This window comes from Vibrio splendidus 12E03 (genome assembly GCF_000272105.2).
Taxonomy (GTDB): domain Bacteria; phylum Pseudomonadota; class Gammaproteobacteria; order Enterobacterales; family Vibrionaceae; genus Vibrio; species Vibrio splendidus_I.
In genome coordinates, this window is record NZ_AJZD02000350.1 from 1 (window position 1) to 21843 (window position 21843).

The 21843-nt window shown below is 44.5% G+C and carries 15 protein-coding genes; 4 read left to right on the forward strand and 11 right to left on the reverse strand.

Going from position 1 to position 21843, the window contains the following annotated elements:
• Window positions 1-668 precede the first annotated feature (668 nt).
• From A142_RS22860 to A142_RS22875, 4 genes are all read right to left on the reverse strand, one after another.
• A complete protein-coding gene (locus A142_RS22860) occupies window positions 669-2549 on the reverse strand; it encodes an ATP-dependent zinc protease family protein (protein WP_019820308.1) in 1881 nt (626 codons plus the stop codon).
• Between the two features lie 305 nt (window positions 2550-2854).
• Window positions 2855-3664 (reverse strand): M15 family metallopeptidase, encoded by an 810-nt coding sequence (locus tag A142_RS22865; protein WP_019820309.1) that lies wholly within the window; start codon window positions 3662-3664, stop codon window positions 2855-2857.
• A 9-nt stretch (window positions 3665-3673) separates the two neighbouring features.
• Window positions 3674-4462: a DUF429 domain-containing protein gene (locus tag A142_RS22870; RefSeq protein ID WP_019820311.1), complete on the reverse strand. Its 789-nt coding sequence runs from the start codon at window positions 4460-4462 to the stop codon at window positions 3674-3676.
• Between the two features lie 14 nt (window positions 4463-4476).
• Complete coding sequence (locus A142_RS22875) at window positions 4477-6189, reverse strand: class I SAM-dependent methyltransferase (protein ID WP_019820313.1); 1713 nt, start codon at window positions 6187-6189, stop codon at window positions 4477-4479.
• A gap of 270 nt (window positions 6190-6459) precedes the next feature.
• Between A142_RS22875 and A142_RS22880 the strand changes: the two genes are divergently transcribed.
• Both A142_RS22880 and A142_RS22885 read left to right on the forward strand, forming a co-directional pair.
• Window positions 6460-7398: a hypothetical protein gene (locus A142_RS22880; protein ID WP_019820315.1), complete on the forward strand. Its 939-nt coding sequence runs from the start codon at window positions 6460-6462 to the stop codon at window positions 7396-7398.
• A gap of 196 nt (window positions 7399-7594) precedes the next feature.
• The gene (locus A142_RS22885) at window positions 7595-8353 is read left to right on the forward strand and encodes a 1-acylglycerol-3-phosphate O-acyltransferase (protein WP_019820316.1); all 759 of its coding nucleotides are present in this window, start codon (window positions 7595-7597) and stop codon (window positions 8351-8353) included.
• A gap of 81 nt (window positions 8354-8434) precedes the next feature.
• Here the strand turns inward: A142_RS22885 and A142_RS22890 are convergent, their stop codons facing one another.
• A complete protein-coding gene (locus A142_RS22890) occupies window positions 8435-9232 on the reverse strand; it encodes a hypothetical protein (protein ID WP_019820318.1) in 798 nt (265 codons plus the stop codon).
• Between the two features lie 379 nt (window positions 9233-9611).
• On the opposite strand from A142_RS22890, the gene A142_RS22895 reads away from it, so the two are divergent.
• A complete protein-coding gene (locus tag A142_RS22895) occupies window positions 9612-11159 on the forward strand; it encodes an alanine/glycine:cation symporter family protein (protein ID WP_017059732.1) in 1548 nt (515 codons plus the stop codon).
• 161 nt (window positions 11160-11320) lie between these two features.
• On the opposite strand, the gene A142_RS22900 is transcribed toward A142_RS22895, so the two are convergent.
• From A142_RS22900 to guaB, 5 genes are all read right to left on the reverse strand, one after another.
• Entirely contained in the window at window positions 11321-11914 is a 594-nt protein-coding gene (locus A142_RS22900; RefSeq protein WP_019820320.1) for an acetate uptake transporter, read from the reverse strand.
• A gap of 508 nt (window positions 11915-12422) precedes the next feature.
• Window positions 12423-13973 (reverse strand): Na+/H+ antiporter NhaC family protein, encoded by a 1551-nt coding sequence (locus A142_RS22905; RefSeq protein ID WP_019820321.1) that lies wholly within the window; start codon window positions 13971-13973, stop codon window positions 12423-12425.
• 274 nt (window positions 13974-14247) lie between these two features.
• The gene (locus tag A142_RS22910; protein WP_019820322.1) at window positions 14248-15957 is read right to left on the reverse strand and encodes a chitinase; all 1710 of its coding nucleotides are present in this window, start codon (window positions 15955-15957) and stop codon (window positions 14248-14250) included.
• 286 nt (window positions 15958-16243) lie between these two features.
• Window positions 16244-17797: a glutamine-hydrolyzing GMP synthase gene (gene guaA, locus A142_RS22915; RefSeq protein ID WP_019820323.1), complete on the reverse strand. Its 1554-nt coding sequence runs from the start codon at window positions 17795-17797 to the stop codon at window positions 16244-16246.
• A gap of 202 nt (window positions 17798-17999) precedes the next feature.
• Complete coding sequence (gene guaB, locus A142_RS22920) at window positions 18000-19463, reverse strand: IMP dehydrogenase (protein WP_017062496.1); 1464 nt, start codon at window positions 19461-19463, stop codon at window positions 18000-18002.
• Between the two features lie 269 nt (window positions 19464-19732).
• On the opposite strand from guaB, the gene xseA reads away from it, so the two are divergent.
• Entirely contained in the window at window positions 19733-21079 is a 1347-nt protein-coding gene (gene xseA, locus A142_RS22925) for an exodeoxyribonuclease VII large subunit (protein ID WP_029405286.1), read from the forward strand.
• Window positions 21080-21172: 93 nt separating this feature from the next.
• On the opposite strand, the gene ureG is transcribed toward xseA, so the two are convergent.
• Window positions 21173-21811: an urease accessory protein UreG gene (gene ureG, locus A142_RS22930; protein WP_017062498.1), complete on the reverse strand. Its 639-nt coding sequence runs from the start codon at window positions 21809-21811 to the stop codon at window positions 21173-21175.
• Window positions 21812-21843: the final 32 nt, after the last annotated feature.

The window sequence follows — 21843 nt, forward strand, 5'->3', positions numbered from 1 at the left end:
TGACTGATCGGAATTCTCCGAAATATGCAGCTAGTACCAATATCGACTAACCTACTAAATTCCGCACTTAACTGTCATGACGAGTAAGCGTTAAAGTAGAAGTAAAACTCAACGTTTTGATATCACTATTCAAGAAAGAAAGTTATGAGTAACTTCTGTTACATTAACAACTAGAAATAGATAATGTGAGTAGTTTTGGTTACATTAGATTAGTTTTTGATAATGCCATGTGCTGCTTTTATCAATCACGTCTAAAAGCTCCTCTGACATGAATCACTTAGAATATTTTGAAATATAAAGCCTTTAAAATCGAACCAGAATACATAAAGGACGGCTGTTCAGTTCCTTTTTAAGCAGGATTTTTATGTAACATGCTAATTAACATAAAATTAGAGTTAATACTCCAAGAGCTTTGCTGGTATGGGATGAGACATATGCCCAACTCCCGCCAGCCCACCAAACGTTTGGAAAGGGCCAACTCGAAAGGGTTGGCCCTTTTTGTTTGTCTAAATGTCACCCATTAGCAGATAAACACATAAATAACAAACACTTACCCCCCTTGCCATCAACGTCCAAAAACAGACACTCAATAAAAAACCACACATCCCAATACTGAAATGTGTGGCTGTCTAAAACTGTTCTAGAACGAACTTAAATAAGTTTAGGTGTTACTCCATATCGCCCAGCAAGTAATCTTCATCACTGCTCACTACTGCGCCGTGTTTCAGGAAGTTCTTACCTAGGATCATGCTGTATTCAAAGCGAGAGCGATCTTGAAGGTTTACCCTCACCTCTTTCTCTAAGTCACCTAACTTCACCTTCATTTCGACGACAGGACGAATGTTCACCTTCTCGCCTTTCTTGGCTTTGATGCGCATGACATCAATCACTGGCTTAGTGAAGTCTTGCTTATCGCCTTGGTTGTTTTGATAGGTAAAGCTCACCATGTCTTGGCCGTCTTTCTTAAATCGTTTGATGTTGACTGCGTTCATTGAGCTTACATCTGCGCCAGTATCCAACTTGGCCGGGAACTTCATGCCGTTGACTTCAACAACTTCAATGTGCCCTACTTTAAACAAAGGCTCCGATTTCAAAAGATAATCAGATCGAGTATTCACATATACTCCATCTTTCGCCATCTTCTTACCTAGAATGAAGTACGCTTCTTTTTCATTGCTGGTAAGCACGTCGATAGCAAACTCTTGTTGGCGAACTTTACCAGCTCCCAAAAACTCACCACTTACAACCGGACGAGTATCATCACCGACCTTAAGCTTCTTAATAATTGGCTTTGTTATCTTCTGCTTCTCACCGTTTACATCTGTAAGATAAAATTCAACAGAAGCCTCTTTGCCTTTACCTGTCATTTCAAAACTATCGACCTTCAGCAAAGGCGTGTTGACAGTAAATGAAGCAACAGCCTTCATAGGGAAACCATCTAATGTGATATCTTCTTCCGGTGAGATAATTAATGGCTCAGTCTTTTTCGCGACCTCGCTGAAGTTCTCAGAGCCTTCAGAAAGAATATTCTCAGCGTTGGTATCGATCATGAAAAGTTCGCTAGCGGTGCTTGTACCAAACCTCAACTGCGACTCGCTACTCGAGCGGTCTCGTAGGTACACCAGAACATCTTTGGTTGTGTTTTCATCGAGTTGGACTGGTACATATACCAAAGGTCTTTTCTTACCACTCACGCTTAACATACGAACCAATGGCAGTGTCATCTCTTTCTGTTTGCCATCGTTGTCGAACATATCAAACGTCACTTCACTGTTCTTCTTATCTACATCGATGTCTTTTGCATGAAGAATGCTGTATCGATTCTTTAATGAGAAGGTCGCGTTCATCGCCATTCCGGAGATAGACACCACCTCTTTGCGGCCAACAACTGTCGCGTTTTCCTGCTCTTGCAAGTAGTCATAGCCCGCAAATACTAAAGCGTTGTCAGCAAGAAAGGTTTTGCCTATCAGCACTGGCGCAGAGAAGTGACTTCTGTCCGTCAGGTTAACGTCTGTTTTTAATTCTTGATCCGCAATGGTCAGCGACATTTTTACGGTAGGACGAAGCAAAGGCGTGCTGCTGGTGCGACTGCGTATCATGCTGACACGCTCTAAAGGCGCTTTAATTAAGACCATGTCACCCGTACGTGGGTTTTGAACCTTGAAAGAGACCACCGCTTCATATTTTGCAAAGGTACTGCCATCCCAATCATCGTAATCAACATCGGAATTATTCAACAGGTCTTCGGTTAACGCCGCCATCAACTCTCTGTCTTTGAGGTTTTTGTAGTCAGCATTAGAGCTCTTCACATGAATGTCTTCAGCATGCATAGAGGTAGTTTCTGCACCGGTATCAATCTTACCAATGAAAGGAACGTCTTTTAGCCCTTGAACGCTAGATAGGTACACATTCTCAGTGCGGCCTAATACCGCCTTACCATCGAGTTCGTAAGTAGGGTTTTGTGTGGTGTGGGAAGTATCAGTAGCCAAAGTATATTGTGAAAAAAGCAAAGTGCTTAAAAGAGTTAGAGCCAAAGGTATCTTTTTCATTAGTTGGTCCGTTGTGATCAGTGCACTAATAATACTGGTGTTTCAGCGAAGAGTTCCCCCACCAGCAATGGTTCTCACATAACGTTAACGCTATGAGTTTTTCAATGACAAACCGATGACTTTACGTTGTATTCGCTTATCGATTATTGAATAACAGATACCCAATAGTCTTTTCAATGCTCGGTGTTCTATTGGAGAAATGAATACAAAAAAGGTCAACGACAAGCGCTGACCTTAGCTATTCAAAACACACCTGAAGCGAGTTTAACTTTCTAAAATACAAACGGTTCTAGATAAACATAGCACTAAAAAGTCCCAACTGTTTTCTTTGCACAGATAGCACGAGCTTTTTCTGCGCCCTCACCTTTATTTTTGAGATAACACTGTCGATAAGATTGGACATAACGCTCAAATAACACTTTCGCTTCCGGTTGTGATTTAGAAAGCAGTTGATTAACGAACTTTCTTGAGCCGACCTCAAAATGCTGAGTATCGATTGGGCTATTCCAATCCCCTCCCCAGATCATGAATCCGTGATGGGCGAAAAGCTCAACCACATCTTCTGCCATGCCACTACGTTCAATTTCATCACGCGCGCGAAAACGAGTACGGTTCACATAACTTGTCGCAGATTGTGAAGGCTTGACCGTGATTTTTCCGTTGCTATCGAACTCTAAGAAAGGGTTTTGAACTGGGTTGATGTCTATTGCCACACCATACGCATGTTTCGACCAACCACCTCCGCCTGTAATAGGACGAGCGTTAAACGCACTGCTGTTGTTCGCATCCATTGAGGCGTTATCGTCACCTCTGAATTCACGCATTAGACGAGCGGAGTGAAGAGGAAAATTGCGCTGTTTGAGTTCTGAAAAGATTTGTTCAACAGCAGGTGCAACCACATCAAACACGATCATATTGCCCTGTTGCGTTTCCCCTTTGAAATTAATGAAATCGAAATCCACTTTAGATAGTCGCTCACAACCAACAGGCGCACCACTACTCAAGACATTGTTCTTTTTCATCATGTCGCATTGCCATTGAGATATAGGGGCAACTTGGGCATAACTCACGGCACTGAGTACAATGGCCAGCCAGACGACAAAAAAACGTTTCATATTAAAGACTCAAAAAATAGTAAGAGTGAAAAGTAGCAGAGTTGGAAAATAGCATATTAAGCCAAGTTGAGCGCACGTTTTGTTCCAATAGACAATCTCTCGAACTCGTCCGTTCTGGTCCCTGTCGGCTTCTCCACCAACAGAAGAAAGTTCAGGTAAGGTCGATAATTGCGGAGCGTAATAGGCAATCAGCATAAGTACGAACGCATCGTAAATATCGTCTATCGCGACGTCTTTACGCTTGGTGGTTGAAATGGCCAACGACAAGCCGTCACACCATTGAGGGGCAAGGTGCTGAATAATAGAAAGCCGTTCCTCTTTGCCTTCTTGTGTTCGTTTGGAAAACGTCAGCGGTTCGCCTTTCAAAGCTGCAAACACAACCTCAGGATGTGATTCCCTGATGGAAAGATTGGGATGAGATTCAATGAATTCATCAAGCTCACGGATCTTGGGCACAATTCCCCAAGTTTGCTTAGAGAATTTCTTACCAAGCTGCTCAACATTGGCACTGCACGCTTCAATGTAATCGGTTTGGTAAACCGCCTCTCGGCACGGAACAGGAAACACTGAAGAACCACGCTTGCTAGTTAGAAAACGTCTTGCTGCTTTATCGCACAAGCGATCTGGTGTCAGTGAATCACTAAAACCAATAGGCATATCGATTAACGTTGTTGATCCCGTAAGATCACCAACCAACTCATCGAGCGTATTTACCACCTTAAACGTAGGTATCTCATTGCCAGAGACAATCCAAGCAATCCATCCCGCTTTACAGCCATCAATTCCGATGTATTTCATTATGTTCTCGATGATTAGTTCCACTCACTGATCAGAAGTCGACTTTTTACTCCACGTACTTGCAAACCCATTGCATCAAACACCTCTTCGAAGTCTCGACACTGCGCAGGGATATTAGGTAACGAAAGCGCGGCTTCTGAAAAGAACTGCTGTTCAAAATGAGCCGAGTCACTCCATGCCAATTGCCACCATTCGAGAATACGAGACTTAGACGCTCGAAGTTTTTCAGCCGTAGGAACTTTGTCACTTTTGCTTAGATTCTCTTTGCTTGTGGTGGGAAAAAGGTTCCACTTATCGTTATTCGGCCAGTAAGCAAAAGGCAAACAGTGATCAACGTGATACTCGTGTTTCAATGACTTCCCACTCCACACGCTGACAATGTCTGCGTGATCAGATCTAAGTTGCTCGACACGTTTACGCACATCGCGAGTATCATGGTTTTGATCGATCCATACCAAGCAGTCGTGATACGTCTGCAACGAGATACTTCGCTGTCGGTTCAACTCGAAACGCTGCATCTCCATGACCCATTGATTCACCACCAGTGGTTCAATCCAAGAGTGGTAGATTCTAAAGCACTCCCACAGGCTTTCATCGAGAGTGAAATAGCCAAAGCTTTCTAAAAACTCACTATCAATGACCAGTGATTCTCGGCTCTTCCGTCGTTTCTGAGGTGGGTATATATCGAATAGTCGGTTGTCTTTCGAGCCTTGATAAATAAAAGTCACAGGTCCTGATTTAATGGTACTAATCGTTTGTGAAAATAGCTTTTGTAGAGCCTTGGCTTCATCGCCGAGAAACATAGCGCCAATCGCTAGGTCATCAGCACTTAGGTGTTTGAGTTTATTCCACCCATCCTCTTTTACAAACCCAAGTCCCTTCGTTGTGTTGCTATTTTGCTGAATCCCAGCGCCTTCTATGTCGATATCAATCAGTCGCTTAAACTGCCTAACCCAATACAGAGCAACCAAGCCCACTGGTAGAGAAATTTTCCCATCAGTTCGATCAATCACAGCGCCTGAATGCGCATCCGCAATTCTCAGTAGAGTTCTCAACAAAGCCAACTTGTATGTGGCCGACTTATTGTCATTCACAATAATGTGGCGCACCTTGTTCAAATCACCGGAGCCATCGTCTGGCAATGTCATCACCACGGTTTGCCACCACACTTCACTGCGGTTCAATGTATCTTGGCTATCATCAACATGACGAACCAACAAGGCGCTGTTTTTTGATAAACGCTCGAGCTCTTCAACCGAGACTTCATAGCCTTGTCGACTGTCTTGAAACTCCCCATGACGCAGAGTGATCACCAGCTTGCCATTTGGAGCTAGCAAGTTAGACAACTTTCTAAATGCTCGTTCTCGATGAGACGGGGCTAAGTGCATCCAAACCGCACTGACCAATATCAGGTCAAAACGCATTCCGAGGTTGTCAGTGCGGCTAAGCGAAGGCAGTGAATCATCAATCCAGGTAACACTTGGGCCTGTATATTTCGAGCCTTGTTCGCCTAATGAAGCACTTGGTTCTATCGCAATAACATCAGCTCCGGCTTTGTGCATCCATAGAGCATCACGACCGCATCCAGCACCAACATCTAGTACTTTATCGCCCACTAAAGGCCAATAAGCTTGCCAGCTTTTATGCACCGTCTCGAACGTCACTGAGTTGTACTGCTGGCAAAGTATGTGAGCATTTTTATCGTAAAAAGGAATCGATGAGGACATATGCGTTATTAGGGTAAGGAGCCTATCTCAATAGTAATGGGGAGCTTAGGCGATTGCTAGCAGCTCATGCAAGTTCAGCCACACCGAGCGGTATTTATCGTTAGTGACTGTTTTATATCAATATCCACCTAATGAGTTCATCAGGCGAGTCACATCACGAATCAGTTTCGTCAGCAAAATAAAAACAAACAAGGTGCAAGCTGACGTGCGAACAGAGATAATTGTTTGAAGATCATTAACCAACCTCAAGCACCTAGCCGATAAAAACTAATGAACACATACTCACACATAGATACCCCGTTCAACCTGCGCCACACCTGTTGGTTTTGTGGTGAACCTTCCAGTAACCTTGTTGAATTCCCTAAGACAGCTCAGGCTGTTGCCAAGATTGGCCATTCACCGATAGCACTGCCGGCTTGTAATGAGTGTGCGAGAATTAACTATTCAAAGAATCTGACCTCAATTTGGTCTGTGCGCGATCAGATAAAACACACTCTGATAGACAAGTACGCTAAGCACCTTGGTATCGGTGAGAACTGGACGGAACAAGAGCTTATTGATTCTGATTTCTCAGGCTCGACGCTCGGTGGGTTTGGACGCAGCGCTTGGAAGATGTATCAAATCGCCAAGCAACGCGTCGATTATAAAGGCTGGCCTTTGTCGGTTGATGACATCCCACTTGAGGTATACGACGAAACCAGTGGCTTTGAGTTTGACGGTACTCGTTATGCCTCAATCAATTCATGTATCGACTATTTCACTAAGGCTGCAGGCGTAGACAAAGTGCTGCTATCGCAACTTGTCGACATTGTTTCCTCAGACCGATTTAGCTACGCACTGCGAATCGCCAAATTGAATAAGAATGTCTCCAATACCAAGCGCTCGGAGATCGTCGAAGAGGTGCTACAACAAGAGTCTGAACAAGAAGAGATACTGCTTGAGCAAGCTAATTCAATGTTTAACCCAAACGTCGAAGAGGTGAATATTTCAGGCTCAATAGCGCCAGTATTTGCCATTCAATGGGCGCTGGCTAACAAGGTTAAAGATTTAGCCCACCTTTGTGCTCTCGAAGATGAGTACTTTGACTATTTCGAGCACCTCGGCGGCCCTGCAGCTTTCATGTCTTATAACGGCCTACAACTCTACTTGGAATCGCGTCAAGATCCTGAATGGGTAGAAAAATCGGATCCAAATAAACAGTTTTGGTGATCATGAGCCATTACTGGTGAACACGTGTAAGCTCGATAACAGTGTCAAACACCTATTGTTAGTCCTTGTTTTATATAAAGATCTAAAAATAGCCCCCTATCACAGTTAATTGTTGCAATTCGGTTAAATAGAGTGAAAACTTCAAGCATCTAAAACTATTTAATCACTGCCACCTGCGGTGAGTAAGGAGTGAATTGTGCTTGCTGTTCTTCGTATTATTTTGGCTACGGTGTTTATTATTTTCACCACTCTATGTGCTTTTGTTTACTGCTTGTTTAGCCCCAAGAACCCCAAGCATGTGTACGTTTTCTGTCGTTGGTTCAACCAACTCCAAAAGATCATCGGTGTAAAACTGGTACAGCGCGGCCTAGACAATGCCCCAACGCCAGAGAACAGCGTCTACATATCTAACCACCAAAGCATATTGGACTTTGTGACCGACCCAGGAATGCTAAGGCCTCGTACCGTTTCTTTAGGCAAGCGTGATTTGTTGTATGTGCCTTTCTTTGGTCTACTGTATTGGATCACAGGTAACATTATGATTAACCGCGAAGATAAATCCAAAGCACGCGATACCATCAAGCAAGTGGCGGAAGCCATTCATCAGCGAGATCTGTCTGTTTGGGTTTACCCAGAAGGAACGCGCAGTAAAGGGCGTGGACTACTGCCATTCAAAACGGGCGCTTTCCGAATGGCGATTGAAGCCGGCGTGCCTATCACCCCGATGTGCACGAGCACCACGCACAATAAGATCGACTTTAATCGTGCCAATAATGGCATTGTGATCACCGAGATGCTGGAACCTATCGATGTATCCGGATACAAGCTTAGTGATGCAAGGGAGCTGGCCAATCGCTGTCACGCAATCATGGTAGAGAAAATAGCACAGTTAGATGCCGAAGTGGCTCGTTTAGAGGTGCAGCAAAAACCAGAGTTGGATTCACAAGATACATAGTACCGATGATTAGATATCACTCCCCCTAAGTAAAAAAGGAGTAAATAATTTGTGAGCTTACTCCTTATGCCACGAAACTAGCTAAAATATCGTTTCTAACGACACTCCAGCTCCCATAGCAATCCCCTTAATTAAGCTATTGGAGTCATTAATATTAATTTCTTTGTGCTCACCAGTGATATCAATCGATATATCACATGTCTGGTAATTACGTATTAATTCTTCCTCAGTAAAATTGTTAAACAAACTAAGCGGCACGTAATATGCTCCTCCGGTTACTACATTTTTACTTAAATCATCATTTTCCCAATGGTGGAAAGTTTCGTAAACACCTTCAGAATTAAGACAAGAAAGCGAGGGGATCACGAATCGGTATACAACCTCAGAATCTTCAGTCCAAGCGTAATGGTAACCACTGCCATCATAAGTACTAGTCAATGGAATTGCAGAGGGTTGTCCATCAAAACTAGTTGCAGCAACTACCTCACCATCACGCTTCCAAATAACTTCATAAGTAGCGGCGTAAGTTGGCATATCGTAAGAGTATAGCGAGCCGTAGATATTGGTTAAGGCAACTAGCGTTCCGTCGACCAAAACTTCGATTTCATCAAGCCCAGTAAGAGACATAAGACGAGTTGCATCCTTCTCATAGCTTAATGTCACAACAATACTTGCATCTGTAACAGTATTATTAGAAAACGTTGCTTGCGCTCGAAGTTGGCTCACATCATAGTCTTCACTTAATGTTCCACCTGGGTCGGGCAGTCCACTAAAACTTCCCCCTTCAGAACCCGTACTGCCATCACTACCACCTCCGCTGCCCCCCCCACAGCCAGTTAACAGTAAACACCCCATTATTAAACAATAAAATATCTTCATAAATGCTCCATAAGTATATAAAAAACATTAACATTCTGAAGGCGAATAGAATTTACTCAATACAAGTAAAAGCGAATTTCGACCCATTTCACGAACGGGGATTAGGAAATATTCCGTAACAATTCCATGTAAAAACAGTCCATTAACTCTACGCAATATTTATTCACTCTGAAAAATGCCAACAAATCAACATAGTTGCATATGAGGTTAAATGGTACGATTATCGAATTAGCACTAAGCGTTAACAAACGCCCTCTATAACTTGCTTTATGTCACAGTAATCCTAATGGGCAGTTAAATAATTTAACACTTGGGTTACAAGTGAAGTATTGTGTTGTTCGAAAAACAATCATAAGCAAAACTAACAGGGAAAATACTCATGCAGTCATTCGTTGATTTTTTGAATGGAATAATCTGGAGTCCAGTACTTATCTACCTATGTTTAGGTGCCGGTTTGTTCTACTCCATCATGACTCGATTTGTTCAAATCCGTCACTTCTTTGAAATGTGGCGCTTGCTACTCTCGGGTAAAAGCTCATCAAAAGGCATCTCGTCTTTCCAAGCTCTAGCCGTTTCGCTATCTGGCCGTGTAGGTACAGGTAACATTGCTGGTGTTGCTGCCGCTATCGGTTTCGGTGGCCCAGGTGCAGTATTCTGGATGTGGGTTGTAGCCTTCTTTGGCGCCGCGACTGCTTATGCAGAATCTACGCTAGCGCAAATCTACAAAGAAGAAGACGAAGGCCAGTTCCGTGGTGGTCCGGCTTACTACATTGAAAAAGCAATGGGTCAGAAGTGGTACGCATGGATCTTCGCTATCGCGACTATTTTTGCATGTGGTATTTTGCTTCCTGGTGTTCAGTCAAACAGTATTGGTAATGCTGTAGAAGCTGCATTTGGCTCAGGTGACATGATTGAAACAGCTGTCGGTACATTCAGTTTCGCTAAAATTTTCACCGGTACTGTTGTTGCTATCATCCTTGCTTTCATCATCTTTGGTGGTGTTAAACGTATTGCGAACTTCACACAAATCGTTGTTCCTTTCATGGCATTGGCTTACATCATCATCGCGTTCGTTATCATTCTGCTAAACATCAGCCAAGTGCCAACTGTTTTCGCAATGATCATCGGCGATGCATTCACACCTATGGCAGGCTTCGGCGCTGCAATTGGTTGGGGTGTTAAGCGTGGTGTTTACTCAAACGAAGCGGGTCAAGGTACTGGTCCTCACGCGGCAGCGGCTGCAAGTGTTGATCACCCAGCTCAACAAGGTTTGGTACAAGCGTTCTCTATCTACATCGATACACTTCTAGTATGTTCTGCTACAGCGTTCATGATCATCATCACTGGTGCTTACAACGTTCACGGCGGCGCTGAAGGCGTGTTCCTAGTTCAGAACCTAGCAGCAAACATCGGTGCGAATGGTCCTGTATTTACACAGCTTGCTATTGAAAGTGCACTACCAGGCATTGGTAAGCCATTCATCGCATTTGCTCTGTTCTTCTTCGCATTTACAACGATTCTTGCTTACTACTACATCGCAGAAACGAATATTGCTTACCTACGTCGTACCATCAAGATCCCTGGCATGATGTTCGTACTTAAGCTTGTTCTTATCACTGCAGTTTTCTATGGCACAGTTAAAACAGCTAACCTTGCATGGGCAATGGGTGATGTTGGTGTTGGTTTGATGGCATGGTTAAACATCGTTGGTATTCTGATTATCTTCTTCATGTCTAAGCCTGCGCTTAAAGCTCTAGCTGACTACGAAGAACAGCAGAAACAAGGTGTGACTGAGTACACTTTCAACCCTGTAAAACTAGGCATTAAAGGTGCGACTTACTGGGAAGAGAAGTACAAGCGTAAAACAGGAAAGTCTCCAGAAGCAGAAGCTGCAGACACTAAACCTGTAGAGCAACCTTCAGCTTAAGCTTGTGCCTTAACGAATGGATTGCTTTAACAAATAGCTCGCTTTAACTCGCGCTATTAATAACGCATAAAAAAGGGGTTAGCCATTTCGGCTAACCCCTTTTGTTTTATTCATAACAAATAAACGGCTTATAACAAACTAACTGTTCCCGAGTTAGAGTATTAAGCAGCGATTTCTTGTGTTGCCATTTGAGGTGCTTTCTTCTCACCGATAGGCAGTACTGTGCGGCCGTATTCGTTGTTGATTACTTGTGCCATTGCAAAGTAGATAGCTGAAGCACCACAGAAGATACCTTCAAAACCAGCGATAGTGCCGATTAGTTCGCTGCCAGTGAAATCACGAGCTGCAAGTAGGAAGAACAAGATAGTCAGTGAACCGAATACTACCTGCTTCGCTACTGGGTAGCATAGAGAACCGATGAACATGAAGCCTGTGAAGATGCCCCATAATAGTAGGTACCAACCCATGAATGCTGCAGGGCTTGCTGGTAGACCCATGTAAGGCATTACAATCAAACCAACCAAAGACAACCAGAACAGGCCGTAAGAAGTAAATGCAGTTGTACCGAACGTGTCACCACGTTTGAAACACATTGTGCCCACGATAACTTGGCTCAAACCACCGTAAAAAATACCCATCGCAAGGATCATTGAATCCATTGGGAAGAAACCTGCGTTGTGGATATTAAGAAGAATAGTGGTCATACCGAAACCCATTAAGCCTAGTGGCGCTGGGTTAGCTAGTTTGGTCGACATTGCGAATTTACCTTATTAAAGTGGTCGATTAAAAAAAATCGATAAAATTTGTAAGAAAATTTTAATCCATAAACCGCCATAAAGGATAATCAAGTTAACGCAAACTAAGGTTGTAGAAATGATCCTATGGAAAATTAGTTTCATAAGGGTGCAGATTAATTCACAGGAACTATAAGTAAGCAGGTTCCCTATCACGCTATAAAAAAGATGCGAGTAACGAGATACGAGATGCGAAAAGAGTCTTTAGATTCAAGTAAGCGGGATAAGAGGAGCAGGTCTTGATTGAATCGTCATTCCAGAATCGAGGAACGAGATATCTGGAATCTGCTTTTCAATATATACACCAACGGTAAACGCGAGAGATTCCCTAATACGCTCATACCTCGCTATAGGGAATGACGGATAGAGTAAGGAAATATGAGGTATAAAGTGACGAACGATAGGGAGCGAGCTTTTCGCTACTCGTTTACTCGCATCCCGTATCTAGTCTCTCATTTGTAATCTTAAATTACGCTTGTTGTGGTTTCGATTCAGGCACTTGAGATTGAACTTCTGAAGAAGCGTTTTTACTCGCATCGCGCTTAGCTAACAGAGTTACAAGGATAAGCTGAGCAACAAGAGCGCCCAGCACAACCAATGCACTTCCAGTAAAGCCTGCCACGACAAAACTAACTAAAGCGATAGAGCCGTTCATCAATGCATAAGGAAGCTGTGTCTTAAAGTGTTCAAACTGATCACACCCAGCCCCTGTTGAAGAAAGAATCGTTGTTTCAGAGATCGGTGAGCAATGGTCACCAAACAAACCACCAGACAGCACTGCACCAATTGCGACAAGTAGCGGTGCGTCAATCGCAATCGCGGTTGGAATAACCAATGGCATCATTATCGCGAAGGTTCCCCATGATGAGCCCGTTGCGAATGAAATAATGGCAGACAGCAAAAACGCGACCGCAGGCACTAGCCAATAAGGGAAACCACTCTGTGCTTGCTCAGCAATATAAGCGGCTGCACCCAACTCTTTACCGACAGTGCTTAACGCCCAAGCCAATACTAAGATGATCGCTACGGGCATCATGTTTCCCATGCCTTTTAAATACACTGAAACACCATCAGACAACTTTCTTACACCGTAGTAAGCCATTAACGAAATTAAGGTAATCGCCGCAAAGAAATAAGCCGATGATAATGCCGCTCTAAATGATGAACCCGCGACCTTTTGGAACGGGAAGCCTTGTGGAACCAACATGGCACACAACACCACTAGCATCACTAACAACGGCGCCCAAACAAAAGAGGCCTTTGCATTTTTATGCGAGAAAGGATTGAGAGATTCGCTATTCACGCCAGAGTTGATTCCTGCTTGGCAATCACGTTCAGCTTTTGCCATTGGTCCGAAGTCTAAGCCTTTAACTGAAACCAAAGGAACAATGAAAATCGCTAAGAATGCGTAGAACTGGAAAGGAATCGCACCGATGAAGGCATCCCAATCTGACATGTTGACATTCAAAGCCGTGAACTCTTTTTGAATCAGGCTCATGATGTAAACGCCCCATCCAATGAAAGGAATCAGGATCGCAACTGGCGATGAGGTTGAGTCGATGATGAATGCTAGCTTCTGCCTAGAAAGTTTCAGTTTATCGAAAAGGGGACGAAAAACAGGGCCAACAATTAACGGAGTACCTAAGTCTGAGAAAAATATAACGATTCCACCCAACCATGCTGACAATTGAGCTTGGCATTTGTTGCTTACCCACTGAGTCACTCGTTTGGCAAACGCGACGCCGCCACCGGACTTTTCCATCAATGCGACAAAGCCACCAATGAATACCAACAGCATGATCACACCAGCGTTATAGCTGTCGGTAAGTTGAGGGACTAAGTAACCTTTCACCATGGTACCAAACGTATCAAGCGGGTTAAGTTCACTAAACATGCCAGTCAGCATCGCAACACCACTCAGCACGCCAGCAAAAAGGCCAATCACCACATTCCTTGTCGCCAACGACAACACCAAAGTAATCACAATGGGGATGAGTGACGTGATATCTGTCTGTTCCATAGGTACACCTTAACCCTAAAATAAAAGGAATAAATATAAATTAAATTTGAATATAAATTCACAATCACCATTTGTACAGAACTTTATCCTCTAACTGGATAATTAGTCTTTAAATGCGCTTCAACATAGCCAAATAGACTAATAGCCCTCCTTAGATAGCCAAGTTCTAAACGAAAAAAAGCCGAAAGTAGAAACTTTCGGCTTTTAATTATTTATATCATTATGGTCGTACTACTGAACTCGTCGGTTAGACCGCTTTTCAGTATTCAAACGATCAATTACAGCTAATTTCATCCCAGAACCAATTCGACTGAACAGGGCTTTCCCATACACCCGGGCCGTTTTTAGCCACGAAACATTTGCCGTTATGCGTCACTTTATCCCCGTTACTCACTTGGCTAACGCCCGCTTGCCATGTGATAAACACCGATGGGTCAATGACGACAGGCGGCTCGGTAACAGGTGGTTCCACTGGTGTTGGGTCTACCGGATTAGGATCGACAGGTGCAGGGTCAACTGGCGATGGATCTGTCACGGGTGGAGTTGGCTCTCCAGCAACCAATTTCCAAGGGCCGCCATTGGCAGGGTCATCCCCTTGTGTCCACCATTTCGCTTCGTAGGTTGCACCATTGTGAGTAACTTGGTCTCCAGCGTTGTAAACCTTGGTCGCACTCCAACCGTTACCACCGGGATCAGTACCAGGGTCTACCGGATCAAGCTTATCGACCACTTTCACTTCAGGCCAGCTCGCATGAGAACCATAAAAGTTAGTCACACACTTCTCGTAATCTCCAGCCACCAGCGCTGAATAAGCCGTTTGGAAACCAACAAGCTCACACTCAAATGAGTAGCCTTCTGGGCGGTCTGCGTAGTATTTCCAATTGCCATCCCAGTTGGTGTACAACACATCGGTTGCGCCGTTGAGGTTCAAACTTCCGTAAGGCGTTTGCTGCCAACAAGTATTGGCTTCATCCGCTTCTACAGGAATTTCGTAGTGCGCCGCTAACCCTTCCCAATAACGAATACGGTTAACTGGTTGGCCCTTGTCTTTATTCTGTTCACCACACTCAATACCACCGTTGATCACATTGATTGTGGTACCAAAGCCATAACCAATACCCGCATCCAGTTCACGTTGAGAGGGAGTCCATGTACGGTCAATGACATGCAGCATGGCTGGTTTAGGTGCTTGAGGGGTAAGGAAAAACCAAATAGCAGAAGCTAAATTCAACCAAGAGTCCGCTACTAAGCCCGGATTGTTGAGAAGCACCGTCGCATCGCCATCGAACATCACTTCCGAGAACGCGCCGTAATTAAAATGGTAAGAAAGCTGTTTAGCACCACGTCCGAAGTAACCCTGCCCCGCGGCACATGGCCAACGTGCATTCTGCCAATCGTTCTGACCACAACCTGTGGTATAACCTTCTTGGCCTTCAGACCAACCCATTTCACGAACATGCACCAGCGCTTGCTGCCACTCTTCTAGAGCTAATGGGTTATCAGAGGTGTTGTCTATCGCGATGTGACCGCCCGTCTCTTGTGAGAAATGAGCAAAGGCCGTAATGATGGACTTTTTACAAATGGCGTCGGAGTCACGGCCATCGGTGTACTCTCCACAGAAGGCTGGGAATTTGCCAATCGCACGTAAGAAGCGAGTGTAGGTATATTCTGGCGCTGCCATCTGAGTGAGGAAATCCCATTCAGATTGGGGGAATACACGCTCGACTCGTTTCACGTTTTCAGGATTCGAGGCTAAGCCCGGTTCTATCGCTTCAACAATACTATTGGGACGAGTCTGTAATGCTTGTGACCAGATCGCATACATAGGATCGGATGTTTTCGCTTGTTCAGCAGCTTGTAGGGCCGACTTTTCAACAAGGTAACCATTCGGGTTTTGCGGATCAGGTTGGATGTTCAAAGACGCATGACTTTGCGCTGCCAATGTGCAGCCGAGCACTGTCGCCAAATATTTGATTTTTAACATGATGGATTCTCTTATCTGTCCTTAATAAGTCCATCAAAGAGTATGCGGCGCATGGGAAATGAGCTAGTCGTTACCATGTGAATTTATAAAAAGTGCGAGTGACACTTTTATGTATCCTTCAACACAACAAAGCGTCTCATTGTTTCTTGAGCTGATATCTAACTTCCAACGAATTTGGTTGCTCGTTGTAGATGTAAATCCTTAATCTCATAAATAAAAAGAAAAAAGCCCCGAACAAAGTTCGAGGCTTAAGATCTTAATCAATGCTGGTCAAATCTCTAAGAGATTATTCCCACTCGATAGTTGCTGGTGGCTTACCAGAAATATCGTAAACAACACGTGAAATGCCGTTAACTTCGTTGATAATACGGTTAGATACCTTACCTAGGAAGTCGTATGGTAGGTGTGCCCAGTGAGCAGTCATGAAGTCGATAGTTTCTACAGCACGTAGAGATACAACCCAATCGTACTTACGGCCATCGCCCATTACGCCAACTGAACGTACTGGTAGGAATACCGTGAATGCTTGAGATACTTTGTGGTAAAGGTCAGCAGCGTGAAGCTCTTCAATGAAGATAGCATCAGCACGACGCAGTAAATCACAGTACTCTTTCTTCACTTCGCCAAGTACACGAACACCTAGACCTGGACCCGGGAATGGGTGGCGGTAAAGCATATTGTATGGAAGACCAAGCTCTAGGCCGATCTTACGTACTTCATCTTTGAATAGCTCACGTAGAGGCTCAACAAGGCCCATTTCCATATCATCAGGAAGGCCACCAACGTTGTGGTGAGATTTGATTACGTGTGCTTTGCCAGTCTTAGATGCTGCAGACTCGATTACGTCTGGGTAGATAGTACCCTGAGCAAGCCATTTAGCATTCTTCAGCTTCTTAGACTCTTCATCGAAGATATCTACGAATACGTGACCGATGATCTTACGCTTAGCTTCTGGTTCAGCTTCACCTTCAAGAGCATCAAGGAAACGTTGCTCAGCATCTACTTTGATGATGTTTAGGCCAAACTTGTTGCCGAACATCTCCATAACCTGCTCTGCTTCGTTTAAACGAAGAAGGCCGTTATCTACAAATACACATGTTAGTTTGTCGCCGATAGCGCGGTGAGCAAGCATCGCAACTACAGATGAATCAACACCACCAGAAAGACCAAGGATAACTTCGTCGTCACCTACTTGCTCTTTAATACGTGCAACTGCATCTTCAATGATTGAAGCTGAAGTCCACAGACCTTCACAACCACATGCGTTAAGAACGAAGTTCTCAAGCATTTTTAGGCCGTTCTTAGTGTGTGTTACTTCTGGGTGGAATTGTACGCCGTAGTACTTCTTCTCTTCGTTTGCCATAGCAGCGTATGGGCAAGTGTCTGTTTCAGCGATCTTTGTGAAATCAGCTGGGATCTCAACCACTTTGTCACCGTGGCTCATCCAAACATCTTGAGTAGACTCAAGGTCTGCGAAAAGTGCAGATTCGCCAGTCACTTGTACAGCTGCGTAGCCGAACTCACGCTCAGTAGACGTTGCTACTTTACCGCCAAGTTGCTCAGCCATAGTTTGCATTCCGTAGCAGATACCGAATACAGGAACACCTGAATCAAATACGTACTGAGGTGCACGTGGAGAGTTCTCCTCCGTTACACTTTCAGGGCCACCAGATAGGATGATACCGTCTGGATTGAATTCACGAATATCCGCTTCTTCTACGTCCCAGCTCCAAAGTTCACAGTAAACACCGATCTCACGAATACGACGAGCTACTAGCTGTGTGTATTGAGAACCGAAGTCCAGAATTAGAATACGTTGGTCATGAATATTTTTAGTCATTGTAAGCAGTCTTATTGGCTATGTGATAAAACAGAGGCGAGTTTACTCACCTCTGATTAACTCTTCAAGAAATAAAGCAAACGTTTTCGTTAGATATCTTTAACCCCGTGTTTTGAGAAAATCACTCTCTAAACAAAACAGGCGGTAGATAAAATAATGTGCCGACTAAATCAGCACATTATTCAAACGTTTGGACGTATTATTAACCTAAACGGTAGTTAGGTGCTTCTTTCGTGATTTGAACATCGTGTACGTGAGATTCTTTCATGCCCGCACCAGAGATACGAACAAACTCAGCTTTAGTACGCATGTCTTCAACAGTTGCAGAACCCGTTAGGCCCATGCTTGAGCGTAGACCGCCCATCTGTTGGTGAACGATCTCTTTTAGACGACCTTTGTATGCGATACGACCTTCAATACCTTCTGGAACAAGCTTGTCTGCAGCGTTGTCAGATTGGAAGTAACGGTCAGAAGAACCTTGAGACATAGCGCCAAGAGAACCCATACCACGGTAAGACTTGTAAGAACGACCGTTGTAAAGAATAACTTCACCCGGTGCTTCTTCAGTACCAGCGAACATTGAACCAACCATCACACAAGATGCGCCAGCAACGATAGCTTTACAGATATCGCCAGAGAAGCGGATACCGCCATCTGCGATTACTGGAATACCGTATTCGTTAGCTACTTCAGCTGCGTCTGCGATTGCTGTTACTTGAGGAACACCAACACCAGTAACGATACGAGTCGTACAGATTGAACCCGGGCCGATACCTACTTTAACCGCACTAACACCTGCTTCGATAAGAGCACGAGCGCCAGCGCCAGTTGCTACGTTACCACCGATGATTTGTAGATCAGGGTATGCAGCGCGAGTTTCGCGGATACGGTTAAGTACGCCTTCAGAGTGACCGTGTGAAGAGTCGATAAGTAGAACGTCTACGCCAGCTTCAACTAGAGCAGCAACACGCTCTTCGTTACCAGCACCAGCACCAACAGCTGCACCTACACGTAGGCTGCCGCGCTCATCTTTACAAGCGTTTGGTTTACGTTCTGCTTTGTGGAAATCTTTTGCAGTGATCATTCCAGTAAGTTGGAAGTCATCATTTACAACAAGAACTTTTTCAACACGCGCTTCGTGCATTTTCTCTTGAACTTCTTCACGAGTTGCACCTTCTTTAACAGAAGCAAGGCGAGCTTTAGGTGTCATTACTACATCAACTTTCTTAGAAAGGTCAGTAACAAAGCGAACGTCACGGCCAGTAATAATACCAACAAGTTCGTTTGTTTCAGTAACAACAGGGAAACCGGCAAAGCCGTGTTTTTGGGTAAGAGCTACAACATCAGCGATTGTCGCGTCAGGGCTTACAGTAACAGGGTGAGAAACCACACCTGCTTCGTAAATTTTAACCTGGCGAACCATTTCAGCTTGCTGTTCAATAGACATGTTCTTGTGAATGAAGCCTATTCCGCCTTCTTGTGCCAGTGCAATCGCTAGGCGAGCTTCTGTCACAGTATCCATAGATGCAGATATCATTGGGATGTTTAGGGAAATATTCTTCGTCAGCTGAGTGCGAAGATCAGCTGTATTAGGGAGAACGGTGGAGTGTGCTGGCACTAGCAGTACGTCGTCGAATGTCAGCGCTTCTTTGGCAATTCTTAGCATTTGCAATATCTCACAATAATAGGAGTAAAAAGAAACAATCCAATCTCATCGTTTCGCCTAATGAGGGCAGCCAATTAAGGAAAATCAAACTGCATTTGGATTAGATATTGCGGACGGATTATACGGCCAACGAAATCGCTTGGCTACACATTTTTGTATTTTTAATTTGCATTTACCCCCTTGCTATGTATTATATTGCCGCTATCTTCCATACTCACGCCCTGTGAGATTCCAAGAAAGACCTTCCTTCAAGGAAAGATAGTGCTTCTATGACTAATCCAAACATCTTTACTGTTTCTCGCCTCAACTCAGAGGTTCGTCTCCTATTAGAAAACGAAATGGGTATAGTCTGGCTCGTTGGTGAAATCTCAAATTTCTCTGCACCTGTCTCTGGTCACTGGTACCTCACGCTTAAAGACTCTCGCGCTCAAGTTAAGTGCGCTATGTTTCGTGGCAATAACCGCCGTGTGACTTTTAAGCCTCAGAACGGTAATCAAGTTCTAGTCAAAGCTCGTCTTTCTCTTTATGAGCCACGTGGTGACTATCAACTCATCATCGAAAGTATGCAGCCAGAGGGTGACGGTAAGCTTCAACAAGAGTTTGAAAAACTGAAGATGAACTTGGCGGCGGAAGGCTTATTTGCTCAATCGAGTAAACAACCTCTTCCTGAACACCCTAAACGTGTTGGCGTTATCACATCGAAAACCGGTGCAGCGCTGTTTGATATTCTTGATGTCCTGAAAAGACGCGATCCTTCATTGCCAGTGGTGGTTTACCCAACCATGGTTCAAGGCGAAGAGGCAGCTATTCAGATTGCTCAAGCGATTGGACGTGCCAATGAACGCAATGAGTGTGATGTGTTGATTGTGGGTCGTGGCGGCGGTTCTTTAGAAGACCTATGGTGCTTCAATAACGAGATCGTAGCTCGCACAATCGCATCAAGCCAAATCCCGATTATCAGCGCAGTTGGCCACGAAGTTGATGTCACTATCGCCGATTTCGTCGCAGATATGCGAGCTCCAACGCCATCAGCAGCCGCTGAATTGGTTAGCCGTGATAACAGCCATAAAGAACAAGCTTTTGCGTCTAAACGTGCTCGCTTAGTCAGTGCGATTCGTCATGTGTTAATCAAACAAGCGCAATCGACTCAAACATTGAAGTACCGCTTAGAGAAGCAACATCCTAGCTACCAACTGCAAAAGCAGAGTCAGCAGCTTGATGACCTAGATATGCGTTTGCGTCGTGGTATGACTCAATACCTAAAGCAGCATGCACAGCGTGTTGAACGTAAACAGCACCAGCTTCAATTGAACTCGCCAGTGAAACGCCTTGGCGAACAGAAACTGCATCTGCAACGTTCAGAGCAGAAGCTATTGGATGCGATGGATAAGACCTTACTAACCACTCGCCACCAGCTCGCTATGGCTGCAGAGAAGTTAGAAACAGTGAGCCCACTGGCAACGCTAAAGCGCGGCTATAGCATTACTCATTCAGCATCGAGCAAGACTGTATCATCAATTAACGATGTCGAAGTCGGTGAAGTGATCACCACTCAAGTTGAAGACGGTGTGATTGAGTCGCAAGTGACCACAAGAGTTACTAAGAGCGAGCTTTAAGTTCGACTCTAACGTTTCAAACCAGAAAGCCCTATCGATAATCGACAGGGCTTTTTAGTACCTAAAGGCTTGAAAAACTAACTGATTCCAACCCTACTCAGTAGTAGAAGGCTCCTTCATGGTGAGCATCCCTTCGGTCACAATAAAGTTGATGATGAAGTCTAGCCCTTGGCTCTCTTTGAGGTTGGTGAATACGTATGGCTTGGTTGGACGCATGCGTTGTGTGTCTTGTTCCATCACCTCCAGTGACGCGCCAACATACGGTGCTAAATCGATCTTATTGATAACCAACAGATCAGAGCGTGTTATTCCCGGGCCACCTTTACGTGGGATCTTCTCCCCTTCCGCTACATCAATCACATAGATAGTCAGGTCGGCTAATTCAGGGCTGAACGTCGCACTGAGGTTGTCGCCACCACTCTCTACAAATACCACATCAAGGTTCTTATGTAGCTTAGCCAGCTCTTCGACTGCCGCGAGGTTCATCGACGCATCTTCACGGATCGCAGTGTGCGGACAACCGCCTGTTTCCACACCGATAATACGGTCAGGTTCTAGAGCTTCAGCTCGTGTAAGTATCTTTGCGTCTTCTTGGGTGTAGATGTCGTTGGTTACTACGGCAATGTTTAGCTTGTCGCGAATCGCCTTACACAGCACTTCCAACAGTGCAGTTTTACCAGACCCAACTGGGCCGCCAATACCAATTCGAAGGGGTTGCTTGTAACTTTCCATAATCTACTTCCTTATATTCTTTTCGAACTACC